General features: G+C 65.2%; 29 protein-coding genes. 20 read left to right on the forward strand and 9 right to left on the reverse strand.

Annotated elements, in window-relative coordinates; genetic code table 11:
• Positions 1–71 precede the first annotated feature (71 nt).
• The 7 genes from BH683_RS00925 (at position 72) to BH683_RS00955 (ending at position 8,942) form a co-directional block, all read left to right on the forward strand.
• Complete coding sequence (locus BH683_RS00925) at positions 72–971, forward strand: carbon-nitrogen hydrolase family protein (RefSeq protein ID WP_084834395.1); 900 nt, start codon at positions 72–74, stop codon at positions 969–971.
• Positions 964–2,265: an MSMEG_0569 family flavin-dependent oxidoreductase gene (locus BH683_RS00930; protein ID WP_084834396.1), complete on the forward strand. Its 1,302-nt coding sequence runs from the start codon at positions 964–966 to the stop codon at positions 2,263–2,265. The genes BH683_RS00925 and BH683_RS00930 overlap by 8 nt, the downstream gene beginning before the upstream one ends.
• Positions 2,266–2,267: 2 nt before the next feature.
• On the forward strand, positions 2,268–3,704 hold the full coding sequence (locus BH683_RS00935) for an AMP-binding protein (RefSeq protein WP_084834397.1): 1,437 nt from the start codon (positions 2,268–2,270) through the stop codon (positions 3,702–3,704).
• Positions 3,701–4,624 carry a TIGR03854 family LLM class F420-dependent oxidoreductase gene (locus BH683_RS00940; RefSeq protein ID WP_246833129.1) on the forward strand — a complete coding sequence of 308 codons (924 nt, stop codon included), beginning with the start codon at positions 3,701–3,703 and terminating at the stop codon, positions 4,622–4,624. The genes BH683_RS00935 and BH683_RS00940 overlap by 4 nt, the downstream gene beginning before the upstream one ends.
• A 74-nt stretch (positions 4,625–4,698) precedes the next feature.
• Positions 4,699–5,697, forward strand: coding sequence for a hypothetical protein (locus BH683_RS00945; protein ID WP_084834429.1), 999 nt, complete (start codon positions 4,699–4,701; stop codon positions 5,695–5,697).
• 97 nt (positions 5,698–5,794) lie between these two features.
• Positions 5,795–8,227: a penicillin-binding protein gene (locus BH683_RS00950; protein WP_084834399.1), complete on the forward strand. Its 2,433-nt coding sequence runs from the start codon at positions 5,795–5,797 to the stop codon at positions 8,225–8,227.
• A 64-nt stretch (positions 8,228–8,291) separates the two neighbouring features.
• A complete protein-coding gene (locus BH683_RS00955) occupies positions 8,292–8,942 on the forward strand; it encodes a TetR/AcrR family transcriptional regulator (protein ID WP_246833130.1) in 651 nt (216 codons plus the stop codon).
• Between the two features lie 5 nt (positions 8,943–8,947).
• Here the strand turns inward: BH683_RS00955 and BH683_RS00960 are convergent, their stop codons facing one another.
• On the reverse strand, positions 8,948–9,424 hold the full coding sequence (locus BH683_RS00960; protein WP_084834400.1) for a hypothetical protein: 477 nt from the start codon (positions 9,422–9,424) through the stop codon (positions 8,948–8,950).
• A 64-nt stretch (positions 9,425–9,488) separates the two neighbouring features.
• Positions 9,489–10,079, reverse strand: coding sequence for a TetR/AcrR family transcriptional regulator (locus BH683_RS00965; RefSeq protein ID WP_084834401.1), 591 nt, complete (start codon positions 10,077–10,079; stop codon positions 9,489–9,491).
• Positions 10,080–10,227: 148 nt separating this feature from the next.
• Here BH683_RS00965 and BH683_RS00970 point away from each other — a divergent pair, with 148 nt between their 5' ends.
• From BH683_RS00970 to BH683_RS00990, 5 genes are all read left to right on the forward strand, one after another.
• Positions 10,228–11,247 (forward strand): aldo/keto reductase, encoded by a 1,020-nt coding sequence (locus tag BH683_RS00970; RefSeq protein ID WP_084834402.1) that lies wholly within the window; start codon positions 10,228–10,230, stop codon positions 11,245–11,247.
• An 89-nt stretch (positions 11,248–11,336) separates the two neighbouring features.
• On the forward strand, positions 11,337–12,452 hold the full coding sequence (locus BH683_RS00975; protein WP_084834431.1) for an alpha/beta hydrolase: 1,116 nt from the start codon (positions 11,337–11,339) through the stop codon (positions 12,450–12,452).
• Positions 12,453–12,673: 221 nt separating this feature from the next.
• Positions 12,674–13,282, forward strand: a complete 609-nt coding sequence (locus tag BH683_RS00980) for a hypothetical protein (protein ID WP_084834403.1) — start codon at positions 12,674–12,676, stop codon at positions 13,280–13,282.
• A gap of 114 nt (positions 13,283–13,396) precedes the next feature.
• Positions 13,397–14,794 (forward strand): carotenoid oxygenase family protein, encoded by a 1,398-nt coding sequence (locus BH683_RS00985; RefSeq protein WP_084834404.1) that lies wholly within the window; start codon positions 13,397–13,399, stop codon positions 14,792–14,794.
• Positions 14,795–14,858: 64 nt separating this feature from the next.
• Positions 14,859–16,130, forward strand: coding sequence for a competence/damage-inducible protein A (locus BH683_RS00990; RefSeq protein ID WP_084834405.1), 1,272 nt, complete (start codon positions 14,859–14,861; stop codon positions 16,128–16,130).
• On the opposite strand, the gene BH683_RS00995 is transcribed toward BH683_RS00990, so the two are convergent.
• On the reverse strand, positions 16,122–17,027 hold the full coding sequence (locus tag BH683_RS00995) for an alpha/beta hydrolase (RefSeq protein WP_084834406.1): 906 nt from the start codon (positions 17,025–17,027) through the stop codon (positions 16,122–16,124). The two genes, BH683_RS00990 and BH683_RS00995, sit on opposite strands and share 9 nt — an antisense overlap.
• 187 nt (positions 17,028–17,214) lie before the next feature.
• On the opposite strand from BH683_RS00995, the gene BH683_RS01000 reads away from it, so the two are divergent.
• Entirely contained in the window at positions 17,215–17,784 is a 570-nt protein-coding gene (locus tag BH683_RS01000) for a TIGR03086 family metal-binding protein (RefSeq protein WP_084834407.1), read from the forward strand.
• On the opposite strand, the gene BH683_RS01005 is transcribed toward BH683_RS01000, so the two are convergent.
• Together BH683_RS01005 and BH683_RS01010 are read right to left on the reverse strand one after the other, a co-directional pair.
• Entirely contained in the window at positions 17,785–18,111 is a 327-nt protein-coding gene (locus BH683_RS01005) for a hypothetical protein (protein ID WP_084834408.1), read from the reverse strand.
• Between the two features lie 161 nt (positions 18,112–18,272).
• A complete protein-coding gene (locus BH683_RS01010) occupies positions 18,273–19,793 on the reverse strand; it encodes a hypothetical protein (protein ID WP_084834409.1) in 1,521 nt (506 codons plus the stop codon).
• A gap of 148 nt (positions 19,794–19,941) precedes the next feature.
• Here BH683_RS01010 and BH683_RS01015 point away from each other — a divergent pair, with 148 nt between their 5' ends.
• Entirely contained in the window at positions 19,942–20,139 is a 198-nt protein-coding gene (locus BH683_RS01015; RefSeq protein ID WP_084834410.1) for a CsbD family protein, read from the forward strand.
• A gap of 97 nt (positions 20,140–20,236) precedes the next feature.
• Complete coding sequence (locus BH683_RS01020; RefSeq protein ID WP_143695946.1) at positions 20,237–20,482, forward strand: hypothetical protein; 246 nt, start codon at positions 20,237–20,239, stop codon at positions 20,480–20,482.
• Between the two features lie 8 nt (positions 20,483–20,490).
• Here BH683_RS01020 and BH683_RS01025 read toward each other — a convergent pair whose 3' ends face one another.
• Complete coding sequence (locus BH683_RS01025; RefSeq protein ID WP_084834432.1) at positions 20,491–21,153, reverse strand: hypothetical protein; 663 nt, start codon at positions 21,151–21,153, stop codon at positions 20,491–20,493.
• Positions 21,154–21,209: 56 nt separating this feature from the next.
• On the opposite strand from BH683_RS01025, the gene BH683_RS01030 reads away from it, so the two are divergent.
• Complete coding sequence (locus BH683_RS01030) at positions 21,210–21,656, forward strand: hypothetical protein (RefSeq protein ID WP_094647175.1); 447 nt, start codon at positions 21,210–21,212, stop codon at positions 21,654–21,656.
• A gap of 8 nt (positions 21,657–21,664) precedes the next feature.
• Positions 21,665–22,585 (forward strand): hypothetical protein, encoded by a 921-nt coding sequence (locus BH683_RS01035; RefSeq protein WP_143695947.1) that lies wholly within the window; start codon positions 21,665–21,667, stop codon positions 22,583–22,585.
• A gap of 1 nt (position 22,586) precedes the next feature.
• Here BH683_RS01035 and BH683_RS01040 read toward each other — a convergent pair whose 3' ends face one another.
• Positions 22,587–23,039 carry a MarR family transcriptional regulator gene (locus tag BH683_RS01040; protein WP_084834413.1) on the reverse strand — a complete coding sequence of 151 codons (453 nt, stop codon included), beginning with the start codon at positions 23,037–23,039 and terminating at the stop codon, positions 22,587–22,589.
• A 78-nt stretch (positions 23,040–23,117) separates the two neighbouring features.
• On the opposite strand from BH683_RS01040, the gene BH683_RS01045 reads away from it, so the two are divergent.
• Complete coding sequence (locus BH683_RS01045; RefSeq protein WP_210405140.1) at positions 23,118–23,504, forward strand: VOC family protein; 387 nt, start codon at positions 23,118–23,120, stop codon at positions 23,502–23,504.
• A gap of 13 nt (positions 23,505–23,517) precedes the next feature.
• Here BH683_RS01045 and BH683_RS01050 read toward each other — a convergent pair whose 3' ends face one another.
• Both BH683_RS01050 and BH683_RS01055 read right to left on the reverse strand, forming a co-directional pair.
• The gene (locus tag BH683_RS01050) at positions 23,518–23,916 is read right to left on the reverse strand and encodes a YchJ family protein (protein WP_246833131.1); all 399 of its coding nucleotides are present in this window, start codon (positions 23,914–23,916) and stop codon (positions 23,518–23,520) included.
• A gap of 20 nt (positions 23,917–23,936) precedes the next feature.
• Positions 23,937–24,872: an AraC family transcriptional regulator gene (locus BH683_RS01055; protein WP_084834415.1), complete on the reverse strand. Its 936-nt coding sequence runs from the start codon at positions 24,870–24,872 to the stop codon at positions 23,937–23,939.
• An 81-nt stretch (positions 24,873–24,953) separates the two neighbouring features.
• Here BH683_RS01055 and BH683_RS01060 point away from each other — a divergent pair, with 81 nt between their 5' ends.
• Together BH683_RS01060 and BH683_RS01065 are read left to right on the forward strand one after the other, a co-directional pair.
• On the forward strand, positions 24,954–25,787 hold the full coding sequence (locus BH683_RS01060; RefSeq protein ID WP_084834416.1) for an NAD(P)H-binding protein: 834 nt from the start codon (positions 24,954–24,956) through the stop codon (positions 25,785–25,787).
• A complete protein-coding gene (locus BH683_RS01065; RefSeq protein ID WP_168186935.1) occupies positions 25,784–26,134 on the forward strand; it encodes an NAD(P)H-binding protein in 351 nt (116 codons plus the stop codon). Before BH683_RS01060 ends, BH683_RS01065 begins: the two co-directional genes overlap by 4 nt.

The following is a 26,134-nucleotide window of genomic DNA, read 5'->3' on the forward strand; positions in this document are numbered from 1 at the left end:
GGACGCGCTCATCCACTACGCCCGCAAGGGCGCCATCATCAACTCCACCTACATGGTCTGAGGATCACGACATGACAACTCTGGCAGCGGTTTCAGCCAACTTCACCCGAGATCTCGATCAGAACTACGCACTCATCGAAGCGCTTGTAGACGAAGCCGGGGAGCGCGGCGTCGACTTCCTGGCACTGCCCGAAGCCGCCATCGGCGGGTACCTCTCGTCGCTCGGCAACCACGGGGACACCGTCAAGACCACCAACCGCTCACTACCGCCGGCGATCTCGGTCGACGGCCCCGAACTCAAGCGGGTGCAGAGCATCGTCGGTGACATCGTCACCGCCATCGGTTTTTGCGAACTCGCCGAAGACGGCGAGACCCGTTACAACGCAGCAGCATTGCTCGACGGCAACCAGATCTACGGAACATACCGGAAGGTGCACCAACCGCTCGGCGAGCACATGTCGTATTCAGCCGGGTCGGCCTACCCGGTCTTCGAGACGCCGGTGGGCCGCATCGGTCTGCAGATCTGCTACGACAAGGCGTTTCCCGAGGCTGCACGCCTGATGGCACTCGATGGCGCCGAGATCATCGCGAGCCTGTCGGCGTGGCCTGCCGCGCGCACCGCGACCGCCGAGAACCTGCAGGAAGACCGCTGGACGTACCGGTTCAACCAGTTCGACATCGCACGGGCTCTCGACAACCAGGTGTTCTGGGTGGCCGCCAACCAGTCCGGTACCTTCGGGTCACTGAAATATGTTGGTAATGCCAAGGTTGTCGATCCGGGTGGCAACATCCTGGCCACCACACTGCTCGGCAGCGGCATGGCTGTCGCCGAGGTCGACATCGCCGCAAAGTTCTCCGAGATGCGCGGCGGCATGTTCCATCTGCGGGATCGGCGCCCCGACGTCTACGGGAAGGTCACCGAACTCGACGAGGCCGGCACTGCGACCTGGCGGGGGTTGGCCCATGCCTGAGCACACACACGTCCCCGTCGCGATCATCGGGGGAGGGCAGGCCGGTCTCTCGGTCAGCTGGTACCTCGGTCGCCAGGACATCGCGCACCTCGTCATCGAAGCCAAGACGGCCGTCCACGCCTGGACCGATACCCGCTGGGACAACTTCACACTCGTCACCCCGAACTGGCACTGCCGTCTTCCCGGATACAGCTACGCCGGTGACGATCCCGACGGCTTCATGAAGCGAGACGAAGTGGTCGCCTGGCTCGAGGGCTGGCTCGACACCTTCGAACCGCCATTGCGGGAACACACCCGCGTGACCAGGCTGCGCCAGGGCGCCGGTGGCGGCTTCGAGTTGACCCTGCAGTCGGGCAGCAATGAAGAGATTCTCACCGCCGATGACGTGGTGATCGCGACCGGCGGGTACCCGCTGCCTGTGATCCCTACCTTTGCGCGCACCCTCGATCCGGCTGTGACACAGATACATTCCGAGGAATACAAGAACGCCGACCAACTGCCGGACGGCGCCGTCATGGTGGTGGGCACCGGGCAATCCGGTGCACAGATCGCCGAAGACCTCCACCTCGCGGGTCGCACTGTCCACCTGGCGATGGGCAAGGCCCCCCGGGTCGGTCGCTTTTACCGTGGCCGCGACTGCATGACCTGGCTCGCCGACATGGGGCTCTACGACGTCGGGGTGCAGGAGTACCCCGGTGGCCAGGCCGCGCGGGAGAAGACCAACCACTATGTGACCGGCCGTGATGGTGGTCGCGACATCGATCTGCGCGAGTTCGCGACGCAGGGGATGCATCTCTACGGCCTGCTCGAGGACGGCCGCGACAGTCGTCTCGAGTTCGCCCCGACTCTGCGTGAGTCGCTTGACTCGGCGGATGCGACGTACAACTCGATCTGCGGCGACATCGATCGTCACATCGAGCGCGAGGGTATCGACGCGCCGCCGGCCACTCGCTATGAGCCGGTGTGGGAGCCGTCCGAGGAGCCGACCTCGCTGGACCTGGCGGCAGCCGGGGTCACCAGCATCGTCTGGGCAATCGGATATCGCCCCGACTACCGGTGGATCGAGGCCAGTGTCTTCGACGGCGGCGGGCGTCCCATGCAGACCAGGGGAGTCACCTCGGTGCCGGGCCTGGCTTTCATCGGGTTGCCGTGGATGTACACCTGGGGGTCGGGCCGGTTCCACGGAATCGACCGTGACGCAGCCCATATCGCTGCATCGATCATCGATCGGGTGGCCCCGGGTTCGGCCGGTCGCGAGGCGACCGATGGTGCCACGCTCGCGACCACTCCCTGACCGTGGCCGAGTATTCGTTCTCTCGGCTGATCACCGCCCGGGCACGGGTCGACCCGGATGCCGTGGTCGTCGTCGCCGACGATCAGGTGTTGACCGCGGCCGATCTCGACCGGCAGAGCAACCGCCTCGCCCGGAGCTATCTCGAACTGGGGGTCCGCCGGGACGACCTGGTGGCGGTGGCTCTGCCCAATTCTGCGGAGTTCGTCATCGTGTGCGCGGCGATCTGGAAGGCGGGCGCCACTCCGATGCCGACATCGCCCATGCTGGACGACTCCGAGCGCGGCAAGATCGAAGAGCTCGCCCGCCCGGTACTGAGTGTCGGTGCACGACCGGTTCATCCGCAGATCTGCTGGGTCGAGACAGGTTTCGACCCGGACCCCACGTTGTCGGACGCCGAACTCCCCGACAGCTGGGCGTCCTGCTGGAAGGCGCCGACGTCGTCGGGCAGTACGGGTGTTCCCGCGGTGATCCGGGCGGCCGCGCCTGCGCTGCTCGACCCCGAACGGCCGGTGGCAGCGTTCCTGCCATCGGAGGCGGTGCAGCTGGTGAGTGGGCCGATCTGGCACTCCGCATCGTTCACCTACGCCCTTCGTGGGCTGCTCACCGGACACCGGCTGATCATCCTGCCGGGATTCGACGAACGACGGGTTCTGGCCTCGATAGCCCGCCACCGGGTGAGCTGGACGCTGCTCTCACCCACGATGATTCATCGGCTGCTCCGCCTTCCGGCGCCCGAACGTCTGGCCGCTGATGTCAGTTCGCTCGAGACGGTCCTGCACCTGGGATCGCCGTGTCCGCCCGCGGACAAGCGAGGTCTGATCGACTGGCTCGGCCCGCACCGCGTGGTCGAGGTGTACGCAGGCGGCGAATCCAACGGACTCACCATGATTCGCGGAGACGAGTGGCTGGAACGTCCGGGTAGCGTCGGACAGCCGATCGGCGGCACCGAACTACGCGTCGTGCGCGGTGATGGATCTGTAGCGGACGCGGGCGAGGTGGGAGAGGTCTGGATGCGGCGAGGGCCGCGGCCCACGTATTCGTACCTGGGCCGCCCGTCGCGCCGGACGACCGATGGCTGGGATTCGCTCGGTGACGCGGGTTTTCTCGATGCGCAGGGCCATCTCACGATCATCGACCGCGTCGCCGACCGGATCGTCAGCGCAGGCGTCCACATTTATCCGGCCGAGGTGGAGCGGGTGCTCGAAGAACATCCGCTGGTGCGTGGGGCAATCGCTTTCGGCGTCCCTGACGAGCAGCTCGGATGTGTGGTCGAGGCGGTCGTGGACGTCGCAGGCGTCGCGGTCGAGGCCGACTCACTCCGCGCCTTCGCCGCGCGACGCCTGGACGAACTGCGAGTACCCAGACGCATCCGGCTGCAGGACAAGCCGGTGCGATCCGACGCCGGGAAGGTCCGTCGACCTCGTAACCTTGCTGGATGAGCATGAAAGTACGCATCGGGGTCGGACTGATACCGACCGAGGGGCCACCGCAGGGTGCCGGGCTCGCTGAGCTGATCGACGACCTCGAATCACTCGGAATCGATTCGGTGTGGCTCTCCGATCAGGTGTCGTCGCCGGATCATGTCGATCCGCTGATCGGTCTCGCTTACGCAGCGGGCCGGACCGAGAAACTCAAGTTGGGCACCGGAGTCCTGGTGTTGCCCGGGCGCAATCCCGCACTGGTCGCAGCGCAACTCGCCGGGCTGGCCGCACTCGCACCCGGCCGCATATTGCCCGCGTTCGGGGTGCAGCCTGCGACGCGCGGCGATCGCACGATGTACCCGGCGCCGGCGGGGCGGCGAGGTGAACTGTTCGAAGAAGCGATCACAGTGGTCCGGGCGCTGCTGACCGAACCGGTTGTCACCCATCATGGTGAGTTCTTCCACCTGCAGGAGGCCACGGTCGGACCGCTACCCGGCAAGCCGCTCGACTTGTGGCTCGGGGGCAGGTTGCCGGTGAGCATGGACCGGATCGGGCGTCTGGGTGACGGCTGGCTCGGCAGCTTCATCACCCCCGCCGAGGCTCAGCGGTGCCGCGAGCAGATCGAGGCGGCCGCCGCGCGGGCAGGGCGGGAGGTCGAGGCCGATCACTACGGCACCAACATCATCGTCGCGCCGGACGGCACCGACGAGGCGGCCATCGACGCCCTCGTTGCCAGAGCGGCAGGCAGACGCAAGGACCTTCTCGACCCCGGCGTGCTCATCTGTCGTGGTTGGGAGCAGGCGCGCACCCAGGTCCGCGCTTTCGTCGATGTCGGGCTCACCAAGTTCGTGGTGCGTCCGATTGCGCCGGTACCTTCTCGTCGCGAGTTTCTCGAACAATTCGCCCAGGAATTGCTTCCGCTGGAAGATCGTCGATGATTTGAATTGATTCGCATTAGACTTCGGGCAAATATTCAGATGTGACGTCGGCGCACGCGAGAGGCTGCGACACGATGCTGGTGCTACCCATTGTGGTTCTCGGGTATGGGGCGGTCGCGCGCGCCTATATCGGCCAGATCATTTCTCATCGCGCTGAATATCGTTCGCGATTCGGCGTCGATCTCACGGTGGCCGCGGTGCGAACTCATCGAGCGCAGACCGAGATCACCGGTGATGCGATCCCGCAGCGGTCACAGTGGAGCGCACCGACCGCATTGGACGAGTTGATCACCAGGGTCGAGGCACGGGTTGTGGTGCAGGCGGTGCCGTCGGACGATGCCGGTGCGGTCGACGCGGTCGCGGACGGTGTCTGTGCCCTCCGGAGCGGCGCCCATCTGGTGACCGCCACCAAGACGACCCTGCTGCACGGCTGGCGCGCCCTGGATGCGGCGTCTCGCGAAACCGGCCGCGCGGTGAAACTCTCCGGGACCGCCGGCGCGATGCTGCCCGCCGCCGATGTGGCCCGGTCGCTCAGCAACGGCATCCATGTGACATCGGTGAGCGGATGTGTCAACGGAACCGCCACTTTCGTCCTCGATCGACTCTCGGACGGTGACTCGTTGGGTGATGCGGTGGAGGCGGCCAGGCGCGCCGGGATCGCGGAAGGTGACCCTTCCGCCGATCTCTCGGGGCGAGACGTGGCGACGAAGATCCAGATCTTGACCGGTGTGCTCTGGTCGCGGGATCCGGGTGCGGCCGAGACGATTCTCGAGCCGATCACCCCCGCCATCAGGTCGGCCGCGGTGCGGGCGAAAGGTCGTGGTCAGCGGCTGCGCCAAGTGGCGGTCGCCGACCTCGACATCCCGGATCTGGTGACGGTGTCGATCCGGGCAGTGACCCGAGAGAGCCCGCTCGGAGCGCTCAACGGACCCGAGAAAGCCGTGATCTTCGATTGCGGCGAGTTCGGTCCGGTGACCGTCACCGGTGGTCAGAGCAGTCCGACCGGTGCCGCGATGGCGATGATCAAGGACACGTTGTCCCTCGCTCTCGAGACGGCCCCGGGTCTGCACTGAGCGAAACCGCCGCCCGGCTCATGACCGTCATCGAGAACAGTGCGTAGTCCGAATTGTCCGTAATGTGGACTCCGTGTCGAAGTCCAGGTCTCTGTCGATGTTGCTCGGGTGCTGCCTGCTGGCCGGCATTCTCGTAGCCGGTTTGCTGTTCCCTCTGGTCGGAGGAGTGGGTTTCGTGTCGAGCCGCGCCGCGAGCGCAGTCGACAACGTCGAATCGGAATTGGTCGGCGGGCAGGTCCCGGAGGTCAGCACGATGACCGACGTCAATGGAGATCCGATCGCATTTCTGTACGACCAGAGGCGCTTCCAGGTCGGGTACAACGACATCTCTCCGGAGATGATCCGCGCAATCATCTCCGTCGAAGATCGACGGTTCCTCGAACACGACGGGGTGGACTGGCGGGGGACGATTCGCGCGCTGGTGACCAATCAGGCGTCCGGAGAAGTACAGCAGGGCGCGTCGACTCTTGATCAGCAGTACGTCAAGAACTATCAACTGCTCGTCCTTGCGCGCACCGACGCCGAACGCCGCGCAGCCACGGAGACGACTGCCGCCCGCAAACTGCGAGAGATCCGGATGGCCCGGACCCTCGAGCAGACGCTGACCGCCCAGGCCATGAGTGAGAAGAACCTCGACGCGGAGTCGGCGAAGCAAGAGGCCAAGAAGGCCATCGTCACCCGATACCTGAACCTGGTGCCGTTCGGTAACGGCGCCTACGGCATCGAAGCCGCTGCCGGTACCTACTTCGGCAAGCCCGCCAAGGACCTCACGGTCCCCGAAGCGGCAATGCTCGCCGGCATGGTGCAGTCCAGCTCTGCGCTGAACCCCTACACGAACCCCGAGGGAGTGCTGGAGCGGCGTAATGTCGTGCTCGACACGATGATCGCGAATTTCCCCGAGCGCGCCGGTGAATACGTCGCCGCCAAGGACAGCCCGCTCGGTGTGCTGCCGTCACCGCGTTCGCTGGACCAGGGCTGTATCTCCGCCGGCGACGCGGGTTTCTTCTGTGACTACGCCCTGCAGTTCCTGGCGGAGAACGGGATCAGTCGAGACCAGATCGCACGCGGCGGGTACCTGATCCGCACCACCCTCGATCCGCAGGTCCAGGAAGCCACCCACAACGCGGTCCGTACGTACGCATCACCGGACCTGACCGGTGTCGCCAACGTGATGAACGTGATTCGGCCCGGCACCGAATCGCACGACATCCTCGCGATGACGTCGAGCCGCGACTACGGACTCAACCGCGACATCGGGCAGACGATGCAGCCGCAGCCCTATTCGATGGTCGGCAACGGCGCCGGGTCGGTGTTCAAGATCTTCACCGTCGCCGCCGCGATGGAGCGCGGCCTCGGGGCGGGCTCGTCGCTGCAGGTGCCGTCGACATTCCAGGCCAGGGGGATGGGCAGCAGCGGTGGGGTGAACGGATGCCCGGCGAACACGTACTGCGTGCGCAACGACGGCAACTATCCGGGCAGCATGTCCGTCACAAATGCCCTGGCCCAGTCGCCCAACACGGCGTTCGTGAAGTTGTTGCAGGACGTGGGGGTCGGACCGACGGTGGACATGGCGGTCAGGTTGGGACTGCGGTCGTACACCAACCCCGGGACGTCGGGATTCGGTGAGCAGAGCCTCGCCGACTACATCAAAGAGAACAATCTCGGGTCGTTCACACTCGGCCCCACCGCGGTCGACGCCCTGGAATTGTCCAACGTGGCAGCGACATTGGCCTCGGGTGGGGTCTGGTGTCCGCCGAATCCGATTGCGTCGATCACCCAGCCGAAACGGGACAGCAACGGCAACCGGGTGCTCGAGGCCGATGGCAGGCCCGGCGTGGTGGACGTGGCGCTGGAACGACCTGCCTGCGAGCGGGTGGTGGAGCCGGGCCTGGCCAACACCCTTGCAAATGCGATGAGTGAAGACGATCGAGGTGCGGGCACGGCTGCCGGTGCTGCCGGCTCGACGGGGTGGAGCCTGCCGATGTCGGGCAAGACCGGCACCACCGAGGCCAACCGGTCGTCGGCGTTCCTCGGGTTCACCAACAACCTTGCCGGTGCGACCTACGTGTACAACGATTCGCCGACGATCTCCGAGCTGTGTTCGGGACCGCTGCGCCAGTGTGGGTACGGAAACCTCTACGGCGGTAACGAACCGGCGCGCACGTGGTTCAGCGCCATGCTGCCGATCGCTGACAAGTTCGGCCCGACGGCACTCCCTCCGCGTGATCCCGCCTACGTGGCCGGGGTCGGCGGCAAGGCGGTCCCGTCGGTGGTCGGGCTGTCTGCAGGTGAGGCGACGGCGCGGCTCGAAGCCGAGGGTTTCCGGGTGAATCAGGTGAGTGTCGGTAGCGGCCAGGCATCGGGGACGGTCGTCTCGTCCACTCCGAACGGTTCGGCAATACCGGGCAGTACGGTCACGATTTCTGTCAGCAACGGGCAGGCACCGCTACCGCCGCGACGTCCTGCGCCGCCGCCCGCGACGATCACCGTCCCGGGTGTCGGGCCGATCGTGATCCCGCTACCGGGGTGATTCCGGCGCGGCTGGCATAGGCTCAGACCATCGGGCATCGACCACTTGCCGTCAGGAGGAGCTCGTGAAGTCTGCTGAGCCGGATCCGCAATCGCTGCTCGAACGTGCGTTCACCGATGCGGTGGAACGCGCCGACGACAGCGATCAGACCCGCACGCGGCTTCTCGATGCGGCGTACGAGCAGTTCTGCCGGATGGGTATCCAACGTTCGTCGATGGAGGACGTGGCGAAACGTGCCGGGATGTCCCGGATCACGGTCTACCGGCGCTTCGCCACCAAGGACGCCTTGGTCGAACAGGTGATCCTCAGAGAGTTCCGTCGCTACTTCGACCGGTTCCTGAGGGAGATCCGAGATGCCGAGTCGGCCGCCGACCGGGTGGTGCTGGGGTTCGTGAGTTCCTTGCGTGCCTTCCGTGGCAATCCGCTCATCGGCGGTCTGATGTACGCGGAACCAACCTTGCTCGCGGGTTCCATGATCGGTGACGAAGGCCGAATGCTCGGTGCCGTCTCACAGTTCGTCGCCGGTCAGCTCAGGCGTGAGCAGCAGGCGGGCACCGTCGCAGCCACCCTCGACACCGACCTCGTCGGCGAGATGATGGTGCGTGTCGCGGCGTCGTTCCTGACCATCCCCAGCCGGGCTGTCGATCTCGACGACGACCATGTGCTCGAATCCGTGGCCAGGCAATTCTTGGTTCCGATGCTCACGCCGAACTGATCCGTTCATGAGCAGGTGTTGAACGACCCTCCGGACGCGAGGACGAGGCGACGATATGCCTGTACGCCGTAGCAGTCGCCGAGATCTGTGGCGGTCAACTGGGTCGGACCGCCGCTCGTCGGGTCACCCGCAGGTGCGCACACATTCCCGGTGCCCGTGGCGGTTTCGCCGCCCCACGACGTCCATGTGATGTCTGAGATCGTGTTGCCGCACAGTGAGTTCAACGACACCAGCTCCGGCCGCTCGGTGCCGTAGCCGATGGCGTACTGGTTGTCGGCCCTGCCGAGCACGACCGGGCCGCTGACGGGCGGGGTCGTCGTGGTGAATGTTGGGATCGCGGCGGTGTCATCCGTCGTCGCGGCGGCACTGCGTGACCAGGAGAACTCGCCGGGATCGTCGTTCCCGCCGCCGCACCCGGACACAGAAGTCGCGACCGCCGCAGCCACCGAGACCGACAAGACCGCTCGTCGCACGAATCGCATGACGAACTCTATCCACGAAGCCGGTGGCCACGGCCTGCGTCGGCGGCAAGTTCACATCAACGAACTACACGGGATCGGCCTGCGCACGAAGCCCCGCGACGAGGACCTCGACCAGACGGCGCGCGTCGTAGCCGGGGTTGTCGGCGCCGATGCAGAGGTTGCCGACGCCCCGCATCAGTTGGATCGCCTCGAGGTCGGAACGGATCTCGCCCGCCGCGACGCACGCGTCGAGCAAGGTGGCGCACACGGGTACCAGTCTGTCGAGGAAGTAGGCGTGCAGTGTCTCGAAGCCGGCGTCCGGCGACTGCATGGCCTCGGCGAGGCCGTGCTTGGTGACCAGGAAGTCGACAAAGAGGCCGATCCACGCCCGTAGCGCGGCATGAGGGGTGGCGCTGCCGGCCAAGAGGACCGGTCCCGCCTCCGCGCAGGCGTCGACCTGGTGGCGGTAGACGGCGACGATGAGGTCGGCGCGGGTCGGGAAATGCCGGTAGATCGTTCCGACGCCCACTCCTGCCCTGGTGGCGATGTCTCGCACGGGGGCGTCGACCCCTGACTCGACGAACGCCGCGGCGGCCGCGTCCAGCAGCGACGCTTGATTGCGGCGCGCATCGGCTCGCCGGCGCGGCGCCGGTGGCGCGGACTCGTCGTCTGCCATCTCGAAGCCCCTGATCCCTCACACTTGGCAAACGGAACACTGTTCCGTATGTTGTTTATCGGAACCTTGTTCCGCTTATTCAGGATGCCAGACCAAGCACGTCGGAACCAACCATTGGGGCATCCGATCATCTGTCAGGAGGACCACCATGAAATTTCGAACTCTGGGACGTACGGGCGTTCAGGTCAGCACTCTTGCGCTCGGCGCCATGAACTTCGGCGCCATCGGCCGCACCACGCAGGACGATGCGACTGCGATCGTCGATGCCGCTCTCGAGGCGGGGATCAACGTCATCGACACCGCCGACATGTACAGCCAGGGCGAGTCCGAGGTGATGGTCGGCAAGGCCATTGCCGGCCGCCGTGATGATGTCGTGCTCGCCACCAAGGTGTTCAACCCGATGGGTGACGAGCGCAATCACCGGGGCAGTTCGCGACGGTGGATCATTGCGGAACTGGAGAACAGCCTGCGACGGCTGGCCGTCGACCACGTGGATCTCTACCAAATCCATCGCTGGGATCCGAACACGAGTGACGAGGAGACCCTGTCGGCGCTCACCGATCTGCAGCGGGCGGGAAAGGTCCGCTACTTCGGTTCCTCGACCTACCCGGCTCATCGCATCGTGGAGGGCCAGTGGGCAGCCCGTGAACACCGCCTGAGCAGGTATGTGACCGAGCAACCGCCTTACTCGATCCTGCAGCGTGGCATCGAATCCCATGTCTTGCCGGTGACCGAGCAGTACGGACTGGGCGTATTGGTGTGGAGTCCGTTGGCGTCCGGCTGGCTCTCGGGTGCTATCCGCGAAGGACGCGAGATCACCACCAGCCGTTCAGGATTGATGCCGCAGCGCTTCGACACCGCCCTTGCGTCCAACCGTGCGAAGATGGACGCCGTCGAGAAGCTCGTTGCCGTCGCCGATGGCGCCGGGCTCACCTTGATCCAGCTCGCACTCGGATTCGTCACCGCGCACCCGGGCGTCACCAGCGCCATCATCGGACCGCGAACCGTCGATCACCTGCACTCACAACTCGCCGCCGCAGACACGGTGCTCCCCGGCGATGTTCTCGATGCGATCGACGAGATCGTGGCTCCGGGAGTTGATCTCGCGCCGGATGAAAAGTTCGACACACCGCCGTCGCTTCTCGACTCGACGCTCCGTCGACGCTGACCCCCGGCTGCGACTCGAACGGGGCGATCGTCGGGGGCGGGAGCAGCACGATCCTGCTGTGAGCGTGGGCCGCCTTTAGGATGGGCACCATGGTTATGGCTGATCGACCCGAGGTGCAGACCGCATCGGCGCCGGTGACCGCGCTCACCGTGTTCGGTCTGGCGGAAAGCATGTTGAACGGGCTCGCGAGGGTGCCGTTCCGTCGACCGTGGCATGGACCCGCAGGCCTGTTGGACAACATCGGGCAGTCGGTGACCCGCCAGACCATTCGTTCCTTCATGGGCTATTCGATGGGACTCCCGATCGAAGAGTTCCGGTCGATGGAGCGCATTCTCGACGATGTCTGCCGGGTGGTGATGCCGCCCTTCATCGGGTTGACCGACGATGTGGAGATCACCGACGACACCATCGGAGGTGTGCAAGGGATCTGGTGCCGGGCGAAGGCAAGCTCCGACGCCCACGTCGACGACTGTGACGACAAGCAGACCATCGGCGCGACGATCCTGTACCTGCACGGCGGCGGATACATCGGGACGTCGCCGATCATGTATTCCGCATTCGCGGCCAAACTGGTCAAGATCACCGGCTATGAGGTTTTCATCGCCGATTACCGGATGGCTCCGGAGTTCCCGTTTCCCGCGGGCGTCCACGATGCCGCCGACGTCTACCGGGGCCTTCTCGAGCGCGAGGTCGACGCGGACCACCTCGTGATCGCCGGTGACTCGGGTGGCGGCGGTCTCGCGACGTCGCTGATCAAGTACCTGCACGATCACGAACTGCCCAAGCCCGCTGCGGTGGCGCTGTTCTCGCCGGAGGTCGACCTCGATTTCAATCATCCGTCGATCACTGCGAACGCGCAGTCCGACATCCTGCCCTGGAGCCTTCCGGCTGCCCCTTATCTGGCGGGGGTCCAGCCCAATGATGAACGGGTGTCCGCGGTGCACTCGATGGCAGATCCGGAATGGTTCCCGCCCACCTTCGTGTGCTGGGGTGCCGACGAGATGTTCCGCGACGGTATCCGGGAATTCGCCGAAAATCTCGCCAAGGCCGGAGTGCCGGTGCATGCCATGGAAGAGGCGGGAATGTTTCATGTCTTTCCGATCCTCATGCCGTGGGCCGAGTCGTCCAAGCGGGTCTTCCGCGAGTTACACGACCTCGCCGGACGCCATGTGACGCCCGATCCGGATGCAGAGCCGACCCACTGACGCACATTCCGATCTCGGAACCGCCGGAGCGTCACGGTCGGGAGCCGGGGTAGGTGCCCCACCCTCAGATCGACACAACCGGAGCGTATTTCGCAATCACACGTTCGTCACCATAAGTTCGGTGATTATTTTGGTGGGTGACGTGAATTCCGGTATTCATTGCGTTGCCAACCCTGCCCAGGGTTAAATATCTCTACCACTGGACAGAACTAGAGGACTCAATGAACGCCAAATCAATGTTGCTCGGTTTTGCCCCCTGGATTGTCTTCTCGGTCGTCGCCGAGCGCTTCGGCGCCGACCACGTTGCAGTTGCAGCAATTCTTGCGTTCGTGATCGCGCTGGTTCTCACCGTGTACGAGACCATGCGCAGCGGCTGGAAGATCCTGGACGTCGCCGGCGTGGTGACATTCGGGATCATCGCTGCGATCGGCCTTGTCGGCGACCACACGGTCGACGAGAACCTGGTCAACTTCGGTCGTGGTGGATCGACATTCGTTCTTGCGGCGATCATGGCCATTTCGGCATTCACGATTCCGTTCACGGAGCAGTACGCCCGTGAAAGCGTCGACAAAAGCCTGTGGGACTCACCGATTTTCCGCGCGAAGAACAAGCAGATCAGCCTGATGTGGGCCGGTGTCATCTTCGCAATCGCCGTCTCCCACATCATCGCCGGTGCTCTGACTTCCTCGCAGGATCTCGCCGGATCACACCCGGCCAACATCGTGCTGAACTGGGTGGTGCCCATCGCGCTGATCGTGTTCGCCATCAAGCGCACCCGCGCCATCGCCGACTCGCGGCCGGCAGGCGCGGGCACCCAGCCCGCTCAGTAGTCACCCCGCTGTGAACAGGCGTAGGAACATCCGTCACCTGGCGGATGTTCCTACGCATCTTGGGGCACGGACTGAAGTCATCTCCAACAACCCATTCGACGAAGGAACGTTCCGATGACCGTCACCACCGACCCCCATCGACCCGCCCCGATCGATCCCGGCAATGTTCATCTGACCGGGGTGTTCGCCCCGCAACGCGACGAGACGGATGCGATGGATCTGCCGGTCACCGGCGAAATCCCCTCCGATCTGAGCGGCAGCTATCTGCGCAACGGCCCGAACCCACGATTCGACCCCATCGGGTCGTTCGTGTTCCCGCTCGACGGCGACGGCATGGTGCACAGGGTCACGCTGGAGGGAGGCCGCGCCTCCTACAGCAACCGGTTCGTCCGGACCCCCATGGTGGAGTTGGAAGAACAACGCGGCGAGGCGATCTGGTCGGGCATCACCGACGGCTACACCCCACCGGCGAGCGTCGTCGGAGAAGAACTCGCCGGAACCACCCGGGCCCTGCCCGACATCAACATCGTCAGGCACGCCGGTCGGCTGATGGCGATGGCCGAGTCGGACAAGCCCTACCTGCTCGACCCGCGCACGCTGGCGACACTGGGCACAGAGGACTGCGACGGGGCGATGCGGGTGGGCAGCACCGCGCATCCGAAAATCGATCCACGCACCGGCGAGATGGTGTTGTTCAACTACGTTCTCGAGGCGCCCTACCTCACCTGGTCGGTCGTCGCGGCTGACGGTACGTCGTTGCGAGCGCCGACCGCCATCGATGGCCTCGACGCACCGGTGATGATCCACGACATGGCGCTGACCGAGAAATATGTCGTGCTGTTCGTCTGCCCGCTGATCTTCGACATCGCCGCCGTCATGGCCGGGGGATCGCTGTTGTCGTGGCGGCCCGACGACGGCACCCGGATCGCTCTGATCCCGCGCGACGGTTCTGCCGTTCGATGGGTCCACACGGAACCGTTCTGGGTGTGGCACTTCGCCAATGCCTTCGACAATGCGGATGGAACGGTCACGGTCGACTACGTCGAGTGGACCTTCCCCGGCGGGTTCGCCGCGACATCGGTCCCTAACGAGTCGGGATTGATACGCGCCGCCATCGACCCGGCCACGGGGACCATCACTCGCAACCGGGTCAGCGAGCGCAGGGACATCGACTTTCCTCGGGTCGACGACCGGTTGCTCACCCGTGACCACCAACGGGTCGCCACGGTCGGCAAGTCCGACTCCGACACCGGTTTCCAAGAGAGCCTGTGGTTCCACGATGTCGCGAAGAGCGCTGAGGTGTCGTGGAGCCCGGGTGTTGCGATCGGTGAACCGATCTACATCCCCGGCGCCGACCACGATTATTGGGGTGCCATCGGAACCGACCCCGAGGACCTGCGGTCGCGGTTCTATCTGCTGACGGCAGACAGCCCGGAAGATGGACCCATCGCAACCATCGATCTGCCGATCCGGGTGCCCGCGGGGTTGCACGGGGCCTGGCTCGACAAGTGAGCACCGCCGTCTTCTGACGGCGTCGTCGTCGCGGCAGGGGTGGCTCACCACTAAAGTCGATGCAATGGCAGTGCGTGCGGGTGTGGTGGTCACGGGAACCGAAGTTCTCAGCGGTCGGGTGACCGATCAGAACGGCCCGTGGGTCGCTCGGCAACTCCTCGAGATGGGTGTCGACGTCGCGCACATCACCGTGTGCGGCGATCGGCCGGCCGACCTGACCGCCCAGTTGCAGTTCCTGGCCGATCAGCGGGTGGATCTCATCGTCACGACGGGAGGCCTGGGCCCGACTGCCGACGACCTCACCGTCGCCACCGTGGCTGCTCTCTGCGGACGGGAACTGCAGCTCGACGCTGAACTCGAGCAGCATATCGACGCGATCGTGCAGCGATGGCGCAGCCGAATGAGTACCGCGGTCGATTCCGAGCCTCTGAACGCCGGCATCCGTAAGCAGGCCCTGGTTCCTGACGGCGCCCAATCGATTGCGCCCACGGGCACCGCACCGGGCGTCGCGATACCGGCTGCCGGCCCCCTGCCTGCGATCCTGATCCTGCCGGGGCCGCCTCGAGAGCTTCAGGAGATGTGGCCGGCAGCTCTCGAATCCGCCCCGGTCGCCGCGGCATTGGCGGCACGGTCGGAGGTTCGGCAGTCGACCATCCGCGCCTACGGTCTCTCCGAGGCCGATCTGGCCGCCACATTGCGAACCGCAGAGGTCGAGGTCCCCGGATTCGACGATCTCGAGATCACGACCTGCCTGCGCCTCGGCGAACTCGAGATGGTGACCCGCTATCCCGATTCTGCCGACGCGGCGTACGCGAAGCTCTCGACACAGGTCGCCGAAACCCATGGCAGGCAGATCTTCTCGACGGACGGGTCGACCATCGACGACATCGTGGCAACGCGACTGTCCGGTCATCTGATCGCCACCGCCGAATCGTGCACCGGCGGCATGATCGCGGCGCGTCTGACCGACCGGGCCGGATCGTCGGCCTACGTCACCGGTGGTGTGGTGTCGTACTCCAACGAGGTAAAATCCGACCTACTCGGCGTCCCCGCAGAGATGATCTCCGAACACGGTGCAGTCAGCGAGCAGGTCGCAGCCTCGATGGCCGAGGGGGTGCGAAGGCGAGTCGGCGTCGACATCGCGGTGTCCACCACCGGCGTCGCGGGACCCGGTGGCGGCACCGAGCTCAAACCGGTCGGCACCGTCTGCTTCGGGATCGCGATGGCAGATCGTCCAACCGTCACGCGCACCCTGCGGCTACCCGGCGACCGCGCCAGTGTGCGAGCACTGTCGACCACGGCTGCGATGCACATGCTGGCGGCCGCGTTAGCCTAGGCGGTCCGACAGCCAGGATCGGATGTCTTCCCGGGCGGTGGCGGCGATCGCGGTGGGGTGGTTCGTGAACCCATGCGGCGACGCCGGGTAGATGCGCAGGTCGATGTCCACTCCTGCCGCCGCGAGCCGTGAGGCCATGGCCATGTTGTCCTCGAGCAGGATGTCTTCTACCCCCACCACCAGCACGAGCGGCGGCAGATCACGCAGGTCCCCATAGATCGGGGAGACGTCGGGAAGCGTGCGGTCAGCCACGTGACCGGCGTATGCCTCGAGAAAGTACTCGTCGCTGATCAGGCGTCCTGCGGGTGTCCGGCCACTCAGGTCGTAGGTGCCGAACTGCAGCGCTGCGCCGGCGAAGCTGCGTACACCTTTGTCTCGAAGCCGTAGCAGGGTGGTCATCGCCAGGGTGGCCCCCGCCGAGAACCCGCCGATTGTCAGCAATGAGGTGCCGAAGAGCCGCGCGGCGTTGTCGGTCAGCCACAGCGCCGCGGTCTCGCAATCGTCCGGCGCTGCGGGCCAAGGGTTTTCGGGTGCCAGTCGGTAGTCGATACTGACCACCGCCACCCCGAGTGCATCGGCCAGCTCCCGGTTTCGGACATCGCCGCGCGCCGCGGAATCCATGTAGAAACCACCGCCGTGGATGTCGAGGTGCACGCCTCGCGTCGGCGCAACAGTAGGTCGGATGATGCGCACCGGTACGCTCCGCCCGCCGGCATCAACAGTCCGCTCGACCGCCGAGTCGTCGGTGGTGGTGCTGCCCCGCAGCGCCCGAGCCTCTCGCAGTTCGTCGGCATCAGCAGGGCCACGGCCCGAGGGTCTGGCGGCATAGAAGGCCACGGCCTCGTCGATGTGTTCGGCAGGAACTGTTCGCACGAGGTTGGTCGATCCGAACTGCATGAAACTCCTTGTCTCGAGTCAGCGTCCACCACAATCGGCTCCGTGAGGGACGCCCGAGGGGAATGTGCCCTCGCCTGCTGGATAAGGGGACGAATCTGGTGGATTGAACACGATAATCGCCTACCGATGACTTTCGAGCACTGCCGCGGTCTGCATCTGCAGGTACCAGCCAATCGGGAGGAACCAGATGATCGACTTCAGAGCCGCATCCGATGCAGTGGCCGATCTCATCACGCAGGTGGACGACGAGGATCTCGCGCGCGCGACGCCTTGCGAGAGCTACACCGTGTCCGATCTGCTGATGCACATCGATGAGGGTGCGACCGGATTCACCGCGGCCGCGGGCGGTGAGACCTCGAGCCCCGCGGTGCGGGCGATCGACGACGATGCGTCGCGCAACCAGATTGCCGATCACGTCCGTGACCTGGCCAAAGCGTGGGCGGAGCCCCGGGCCTGGGACGGCGATTCGGACTTGGCCGGCCTCGAGTTGCCGAACGAGACGTGGGGGAAGATCGCGATGACAGAGGTGATCGTGCATGGCTGGGACCTTGCCGTCGCGACCAATCGAGGTTTCGTCCCGCCGGAATCCGTGGTGCTCGCCTGCCACGAGCACGTCGAAGGATTTCTGACCGAGGCGCCGCTGCCCGAACTCTGGGGCGAGCCGGTCGCAGCAGACGAGACATTGCCCCTGCTGGACCGGACCGTCGCCATCGCCGGACGCGATCCGCGATCGTGGCACCTCGCCCCGCCCGCATGATCACGAAGGAGCAGGCAGGCTTGGAGCAAAGTGGCGAGCCCAGAACTCGCGGATGGCGACGGCAAGAAGGACAGCGCCCATCGTCGTCATCGTGCCCAGTTGCCAACTGTCGATGACACCCGGGGTGACGACGATCAGTATGCCCAGTGCCGCCAGGGGCGCCACGATCGTGACGATTCCAGGAGCCGCTCGGCGAACTGCTAGTGCCTCTGTCACTGCTGCAATAAGGACAACGGCAAACGCCATCGCGGAGAACACCTCCGGCTCCGTCCACCACTCGTACGGAGTCGGACCGGAGAAGTTGGCGATGCCGACCGGTCTGTCCATCACCCCGGTGTAGGCCGTCCACCCAAACGAACGACGAGAGGACACTCCGTCGCCGTCGAGTCCGAGCCATGTGATGCCACCGGCGAACGCCGTTGCGACGATGAATATCCACCACGCGATATGGCCGGTGATCTATGCCGAGCGAAACAGTCGGATCTGGGTCATGGATTGGTGCCATTCGCTTTCAATGATGAGTTCACGTCGTACTCGATGGGCCATTGCATATGCGCGGCGCCGAGGGTGTGCAAGTCACCTGCGGCGGTCACCCAGATCGTTCCGGTCCTGTCGGCCGCAAGTCTGGGGGACGACGAGGGCACCGGCGCGCTGCGGACGGGCCCGAGGGTGGCGGCGTCAAGCAGCGTGAGCAACCAGAACTGGCCGCGGCTGCGGTCATAGTCGGTCGGCCCGTCCAGTGGCCACCATCGGACGCTGCCGCCAGGCGGGTGGCCAAGGACCCAGATGTGTTCGCCGACGGAACCTGCGCGAAGGAAGCGTCGGGGAAGTCGGGTTGTTGTTTCGACGGAAAGATCAGGCGCAATCTTCATCGCTGTATTGCCCTGAATGACGATAAGAGGGCGACCGTTGAGCGAGGGCTCATCGTGGTCTTCGGAGTCGGGCAGCGGCGGCCCGACTGCTACCTCGCCGGATTGGCTGATGCGGATAAGCCGGTGGTGCCGGACGTTCTCCCCATCGCGGAACCTCGCAACGGCCACAAAGACTCGGCCGTCTGCGGTGGCCGTGACGGCTGTGCCTTCGGGAACATCGACTCGGACGGGGTCTCGGTCCGGGCTGTGGATCTGCCAGGGAAGTCGGGAAGTGCAGGCCAGGAACGCTTCTCCGAGTACGGCACCGGTGGTGGTGAGCTGGTCGTCGATCTTGCGGGCTGGTTCATCGACCGTCACGCGGTAGGTACCGTCCGGGCCACTGATCCAGCAACCGGTGGGGGTGGCCCACACCCGCCGCGACGGTCGGACGTCGCCAGGAATCAAATACTCGGTGGCTTTTCGCGTTTCGTCGACATGAACGACCTTCGGAAGGGTGTTGTCGAGCACCCATATGTCGCCCTCGCAGGTCGACACATCGGCGGCAACCAGTCGGGGTCGTAGCGGTGGCTCGGGCACGTCATCGATGTCGAGGTCGATCAATACGCCGATTTCGACTCGACGTACGTCCTCTCCGTTCTCCCGGTGGCGTTCATCGTCGAAGAAGCGTGGTGACTTCTCGACTTCTCGGTAGGTGCGTTGCCTGTCCGGCAAAAGCTTCCAGGAGTTCGGGTTACCGGTGGTGCGGGCGACGTCCACGCTGACGACCCGCACGCGTGTCACCCGACCCCTAACCGATCCTGACGCGTCTATACCCAAGACGCCGTGGAACCGCCCGGTCATCTCGACGTGGCCGGTCGCCGGGCGCGTTCCCTGCCAACTGGCGGTCCACCCGTCGCCACGAAGGAGCCCAGACCAGTGCCATTGCTCGGTCTCGCGTCCACCGCCGCGCCGCAGGATCGGCGGTCGGGGAGCAGGGTCCAACCTGGCCCGAATGGTCACTACATCAGGCTCGGACGGTGCAGCTTCAGAGAAGAGAAGGGGGAATGAGGTGACCGTCCCGACTTCAGGCGGGGGAATCGCGCCGTCTTCGATCGCCAGTTCGTCGACGAGGACGGTCATCGTGCGTGGGCGGCTCATGCGCCTTTCAGCAGTGTCATGTCACCGACGCTAACACATCGTGTTCTGGCTCACTTCTGCGTGCAACTTCCGTGCGTTGGCCCGTCTCAGTTCATGTAAGGCGCGACCGGGCAATGGGGTTCGGCGCGAGAAACAGGAGGAGAGAACAATGGCTGATTTCATCGACAAGGCAAAGCACAAGGCCGAAGAGGTTGCGGGCAAGGCGAAAGAGAAGATCGGCGAGGCGACCGGCAATGACGACCTCCGGGCCGAGGGTGCCGCCGACCAGGGCAAGGGTAAGACCAAGCAGGTCGGTGACAACATCTCCGATGCGGCGTCGAACGTGAAGAGCAAGCTCACCGACTGATTTCGGCTGACACACCCAGTTGTGAGGGGTGGGGTGGTGGCCGATGTCGGCCGCCACCTCCTCTCTCTTCACCCGTGAGACGAGCACCAGGAGAACCATGATCCCGCTGTTGGCACGAAAATACCTGTACCGCTACCTGATCCTGGCAATCGTTCTGCCGCTGGTCGCGAAGATTTTGCTGACCGCAGGACACCGGATAGAGCGTCGAAACGACAATCCGACAGCCTTGTCGAGATTGCTGATCAAAATAGGCTCGTACAGTCGGCGTAAGGCACGCACTGTCGACGCTGATGATCACCAAGAGAAGAAGCGTCGGTCGATCGTCGGTCGTCGCAAGAAGTAGTCCGCAGTCTACGGCCGTCGCAGGATCGCGCTGATGCGATCGACGATTTCGCCGGCCACTCCGAGGGTGGCTGAATCATCTGCAGCACAGTATCTGTCGGCGTCCGCGTCGTAGATGGCGCCGGCGATTGAGCCGTGGTCGGCATCGAAGGTGATGAGCTCGAGAGGCCAATCGTCGAGCGCAGCGGCGAAATCTTCACTCGCAGTGAGTGGAACCACGTCATCGGACGTGCCGTGTAACAGGGTGATCGGTATCCGAGCTCCGGTCGGCAGATCGCCGGTGGGGAGGCTTTCGCCCGTCAGTGGATTGGTTGCGCCGAACGCGCCGGCCAAGGTGATGACCCGTGACACGGGGCTGGCGTAGTGGTCGGCGTCCAGGGCCACTCCGGCTGCCGCTGTCCCGCCCAGCGACCATCCGATCAGTGCGAAGGCGCCGGAGGCTGCGGCGTGACGGAGGGATCCCAACAAGTCGCCGCGACCACGGTCGGTGGCATGCGAATCCCAGTCGGGGACGATGACGTGGAACCCATGATGATCGGCGAGCAGTGTCGCGAACGGTCGCATAGTTGCCCGCGCGTCGGTCTGGGTGCCGTGCCACACGAGGACGGCAGGGCCTGTCGCATCTCCGTACACGTCGACTAGCCGGCCTGGTGCGTATTCGTTGGTCTTCACCACTGCAGTGTGCCCAGCGGCCGAAGCGCAGACACATCTTGTTGAACTGCGGCAGAATGACCGGCGTGACAAAATCTTGCGGTACCGGCAGCACAGTCGTCGACTCGGCGGCCACGGCGGATGCGACTGCGGTGGCGGGGTCGATGGCCACGTCGTCGAGCACCGCTGTGGCGGGATCGATCGGGACTGTGGCGAGTGCAGGTGTTGCGGGTTCGGCAGGGACTGTCGCGAGCGCGGGCGTCGGGACCTCCGTCGCGACGGTGGCCAGTGCTGTGGTCGCGGGCTCTGCGGTCACCGCGACCAGTGCCGTGGTCGCCGGAAGTGCGGGCACCGCATTCTCTTTCGGTATCGCAGGGTGTCTCGGGGTCGTGGCGAGCGCACTGTGCCAGCGGTGCATGGCCTGCGTCGGGTGCGTTGGATGCACCGACTGCATTGGGTGTGTGGGTTGCTACAACTGCTCCGGCCTACGCGGTGCGGTCGGTCTGCGCGACGTGCATGTCTGAGTGCGCTAGTGCCGCGGTATCACGTAACAGCTGCTGACCGTCGGGCTCTGCCCAAGGCGTTGCGAGGTCGGTCGAGCAGTCACCTCGGCTACGACGCGGCCGAATATACGCGCCCTTTCGCGCACTACTTTCGATCGCACACCGAGCCGATCCAACCGCACGTCCATGAGGCACTACGTCGTGGACGCGTTCCGGCCGAGTTCGGTTACGGGGTCGACGATGCCCGGGCGCGGCTGTCGGCGCCTGGCTACGGCCCGATGGAAACCGGCTGGACCCGGACGGCGAGCGGTACTGTGCTCGTCGCGTGTCTGACCGATATGCCTGGTGTCACCGCGGACATGTGGGACTGGTGGTTCGGGTGGCACCTGACGGACTCCGCGCGCTACAAACTCTGGCATCCGGCGGCGCACAGGCAAGCGTGTGTCGCCGAGGATCGCAGCGACGTCGCAGGCCTGACGGACCGTGAGAAATACATCGGCAACGTCTCCTTCGTCGATGAGTACATCGGCGCCAAGAAACTGCGACTGGCAATCCGTTTCGTCGATCCCACTACGCTCGGATTCGCCGATAGCCCGGGCACCACGTACGTCTGCGCCCGGATCGGCGTGACCTACCTACCGGTGGCAGCCGGCTGGCTCGTCCATCAGGTGCGGCCCACCGACCACGGCTGTGAGATGCGGTCCCGGTTCTTCATGGGTCCGGGCGAGATCCTCTCGCTCCCGGGTAGGGCGGTCTCCCTACCCGGTGCCGCACCATTGCTCACGTCTCGCGTGGGCAGGACAGTCGCGCCCCCGGTTGTCGATGTCGCGGTACGAACCACTTTCAACGATCGTCTCGCTCACGACCTGCTTCACCACTGCGCAAGCGAGATGAACCACCTTGCAGGCTTTTTGCCTGCGTTGTACGACGAGTTCAGGTCGATGCCCTGACTCATCCGGAGTCGGATGCGAGAAGCGCGTCGCGACACGAGGTGAGCAGCGTGAGAAGTCTCGATACGTCGGGCGCCGTGAGCTGGCCGGTCATCGTGTTCGCGACTGCAGCGACGTCGGCCTGCGCATGTTCGAGTAGGGACGCTGCGGCGGGTGTGAGAACGGTGGCACGTTCGCGTCGTGGTCCGGGCTCCTCGGAACGTTCGATGAGTCCGCGCTTCTCCAGCCCCTGGAGCAGTACGTTCATGGATTGGCGCGAGACGAAAGCGTGCCGGGCGAGCTCAGAACTCGTACTGGCGGGCGTGTGATGCAGAGCCTGCAGGCACGCGTACTGCGGCACGGTCAGCTCTAGGTGGCGCAGCTGCTCGGCCATGCGCAGATGGAGTATCGCCTGGGTCTCCTTGATCAGAAGTCCCAACGCCTCGGAAGCTGTGTCGTCATGCGGTCTCCTCATGTCAACATTTTGACACGAGCGGGATTTGAGTGTCAGTATATTGACACTGGTAACAATCAACGGCAGCAGGAGCTCGACATGACGAACAGCATCAGCACGACCACCAGCGGACCCGATTTCGTGTCATTCCAGGTGCGCGACCTGGCGACGTCCGCAACGTTCTATGCGGACGCGATCGGCCTCGACCGACTGCCGGCGGCCAACCCCGCTGCAGTGGTGTTCTCCTCGGGCGGAACCGCTTTCGCGGTACGTGAACCGTTCCCCGGAGTGGATCTCGACGCAATCGGCCAACTCGGTGCCGGCATCGGCGTCTGGTTCGGCAGCGAGGATCCGGCCGGGTTGCACGCACGCCTCGTGGAGCGGGGAGTGCCGATCGTGCAGGAACCGTTCGACGGCCCGTTCGGGCTCCAGTTCTCGCTCCGTGACCCAGACGGCTACGTCGTCACCATTCACGCTGCAGGTTGAGCGTTCGGGCCGGTCAGGTCGGCGTGATGGTGCCGTCTACGTACACCCAGCGCCCGTCCAACCGTTCGAAAGTGCTGCGCTCCATCAGGCTTCCCGCGGTGCCACCTTGGACGCGGTAGAACGCGGTGAATGCGACCTCGCCTGTCGAGTCGAAGGGTGAACCGCCGCGGGTTGATTCGATTTCCAGGCGATACCAACGCATCGCGTCGTCGAGATCGAGTTCGGCCGGTCTCGTCCGCGGGTGCCAACTGTGGAGCAGGTAGTCGCGGTCGCCGGTCGCGAAGGCGGTGAAGCGCGACCGCATCAGTGCTTGGGCGGTGGGCGCCGGGCGGTCGCCCGCCACTACTGGTCTGCAGCAGTCGTCGAAGGGGAGTCCGCTGGTGCATGGGCAGCGTCGATCGGAGGTGGACACCAACACAGCCTATGGTGCGGTCATGTGGCCAGGCCGACCTTCGTGCGGTGGGTGCTGGGATTGACCCCTTTCGTGCGTTTGAACGCCGTGCTGAAGGTGAAGGGGTCGGCGTACCCCACGGACTGTGCGACGTCCGCGATGCTCAGGTCAGGGTGATCGGTGAGCCGATCCGCGGCGATGGTCATCCGCCACTGGGTCAGGTAGGTCAGCGGCGGTTCGCCGACGAGGTCGGTGAACCGTTTGGCGAGCGTCGCACGGGACACCCCTGCCCGCTGAGCCAGCGCGGCGACGGTCCACGGAGCGTCCACCTCGGCGTGCATCAGCTGGAGCACCGGGCCGACAACCGGGTCGTGCAAGGCTGAATACCATTGCGGCGCAGCCTGTTCTTGGTCATCGAACCAGGTGCGCAGTGAGCAGACGAGCAACCAGTCCAGCAGGCGGTCGAGAACGATCTGTTGCCCAGGCCGGTCTGCGGCGACCTCCGTCGCGAGATAGCGAGCGACCGGATCGGCGTCGGTGTCGGGTGGGATGCGGATGATCGGTGGCAGCACCTGCAACAGCCGGTCGCCTATCTCGCCGTGCACCGGATAGGCGCCGACGACGATGGAGGTCGAAGCATCGGGGTCACCGCAGTCGGCCCACCCCAGGCGATGCCGAGCACCGCCGTTCTCGGGAATGGAGCAATGCTCGCCGCAGGCCACGGGTTCGGCGAGGGTGTCCACCTCATCTCGGAAGGAGAACGGCTCCGGTCCACGGAGGACGACGGTGTCTCCGCCTGACACTCGCAACGGCTCGTGATCGTCACGGACGATCCAGCCCGCACCGTCGACGATCACGCACAACGTCAGCGGCGCGCCGTCGATGAAGTCGAGGTCCCACGGTGCCGAGAGGGTCGAATATCCGAAGACCGAGCCGTGTGACCGCACGCCCCGGAGAAGGTCACCGAACGCATCCATGACCCCCAGCCTAGACGAATCAACAGGCAAACCAGTGTCTGAACTATGGAATGCTCTGCGAACAGCCGCTTGACTGGTCTCATGAACCACAACACGATCCTCGTTCTCGGTGCCACAGGCAAGACCGGACGCCGGGTGACAGCCCGTCTCCGACTCCTCGGCGCACCGGTCCGGCCGGTATCTCGATCCAGCGCCATCCCGTTCGACTGGTCACGCCCGGACACCTGGGACGCCGCACTCGACGGTGCGTCGTCGGCCTACCTTGTCCCGCCGGCCGAGGTCGGGCCGGTCGACCACTTCATCGACAGGGCTCAGTCTGCGGGCCTTCGCCGGGTGACCTTGCTGTCCGGCAGGGCGGCCGACAGCTGGGGCGATTCCACCTTCGGGCTCGACATGCGCGCGGCAGAACGGGCAGTGCGCGCCTCGGCTCTCGACTGGACCATCGTCCGTTCGTCGAACTTCAACCAGAACTTCTCCGAAGAGGTGTTCCTCGAGCCCCTGCTGCAGGGAGAACTTGCTGCTCCACCGGGCGAAGTTCCCGAGCCCTTCGTCGACATCGAAGACGTGGCCTCGGTCGCGGCCGAGGTGCTGATGAATCCGGGACACGAAGGGAAGACGTATGAGCTGACCGGACCACGCGGCATCACCTTCCGTGAGGTGGTGGGTTTGATCGCCGCAGCCTCGGGCCGAACGATCAACTACCGGCAGATCACCCCGAGCCAGTACGCCGACAGCCTCACCGAGCAAGGATTGTCCCGCGCCGAAGCCGACACCATCGCCGCGATGTACGAACTCATGGAGCAGGGGCTGATCTCGGAGACCACCGATGACATCCGACGCGTATTGGGCAGGGCGCCGGGCACATTCGAAGACTACGTCGTTCGCACTACCGCAGGCGGGAGATGGCAGGCATGAGGGTTCTGGTGCTGGGAGCTACAGGAAAGACAGGCCGACAGGTGGTGCGTGCGGTCAACTCGGTGGACGGAGTCGACGTTCGGGCGGTGTCGAGGTCTGGCGGTCCCATCGACGACGGCACATTGGTGCGGTTCGACTGGGACGACCGGACCAGCTGGGCGCACGTGGTCGACGGTGCCGATGCGGTATATCTGGTCGACTCGCAGCAATCGGATGCGGCGCAGTCGATGTCAGACTTCACTGCCGTGGCACAGCGCGCCGGGGTGGGCCACGCGGTGCTGTTGTCATCCCGCGACGCCGTGGTGTCCCATAGGCCGGGTGACGCCGCAGTTGTCTCTGCGGTGTAA

This window comes from Williamsia sp. 1138 (genome assembly GCF_002095435.2).
Classification (GTDB): domain Bacteria; phylum Actinomycetota; class Actinomycetes; order Mycobacteriales; family Mycobacteriaceae; genus Williamsia.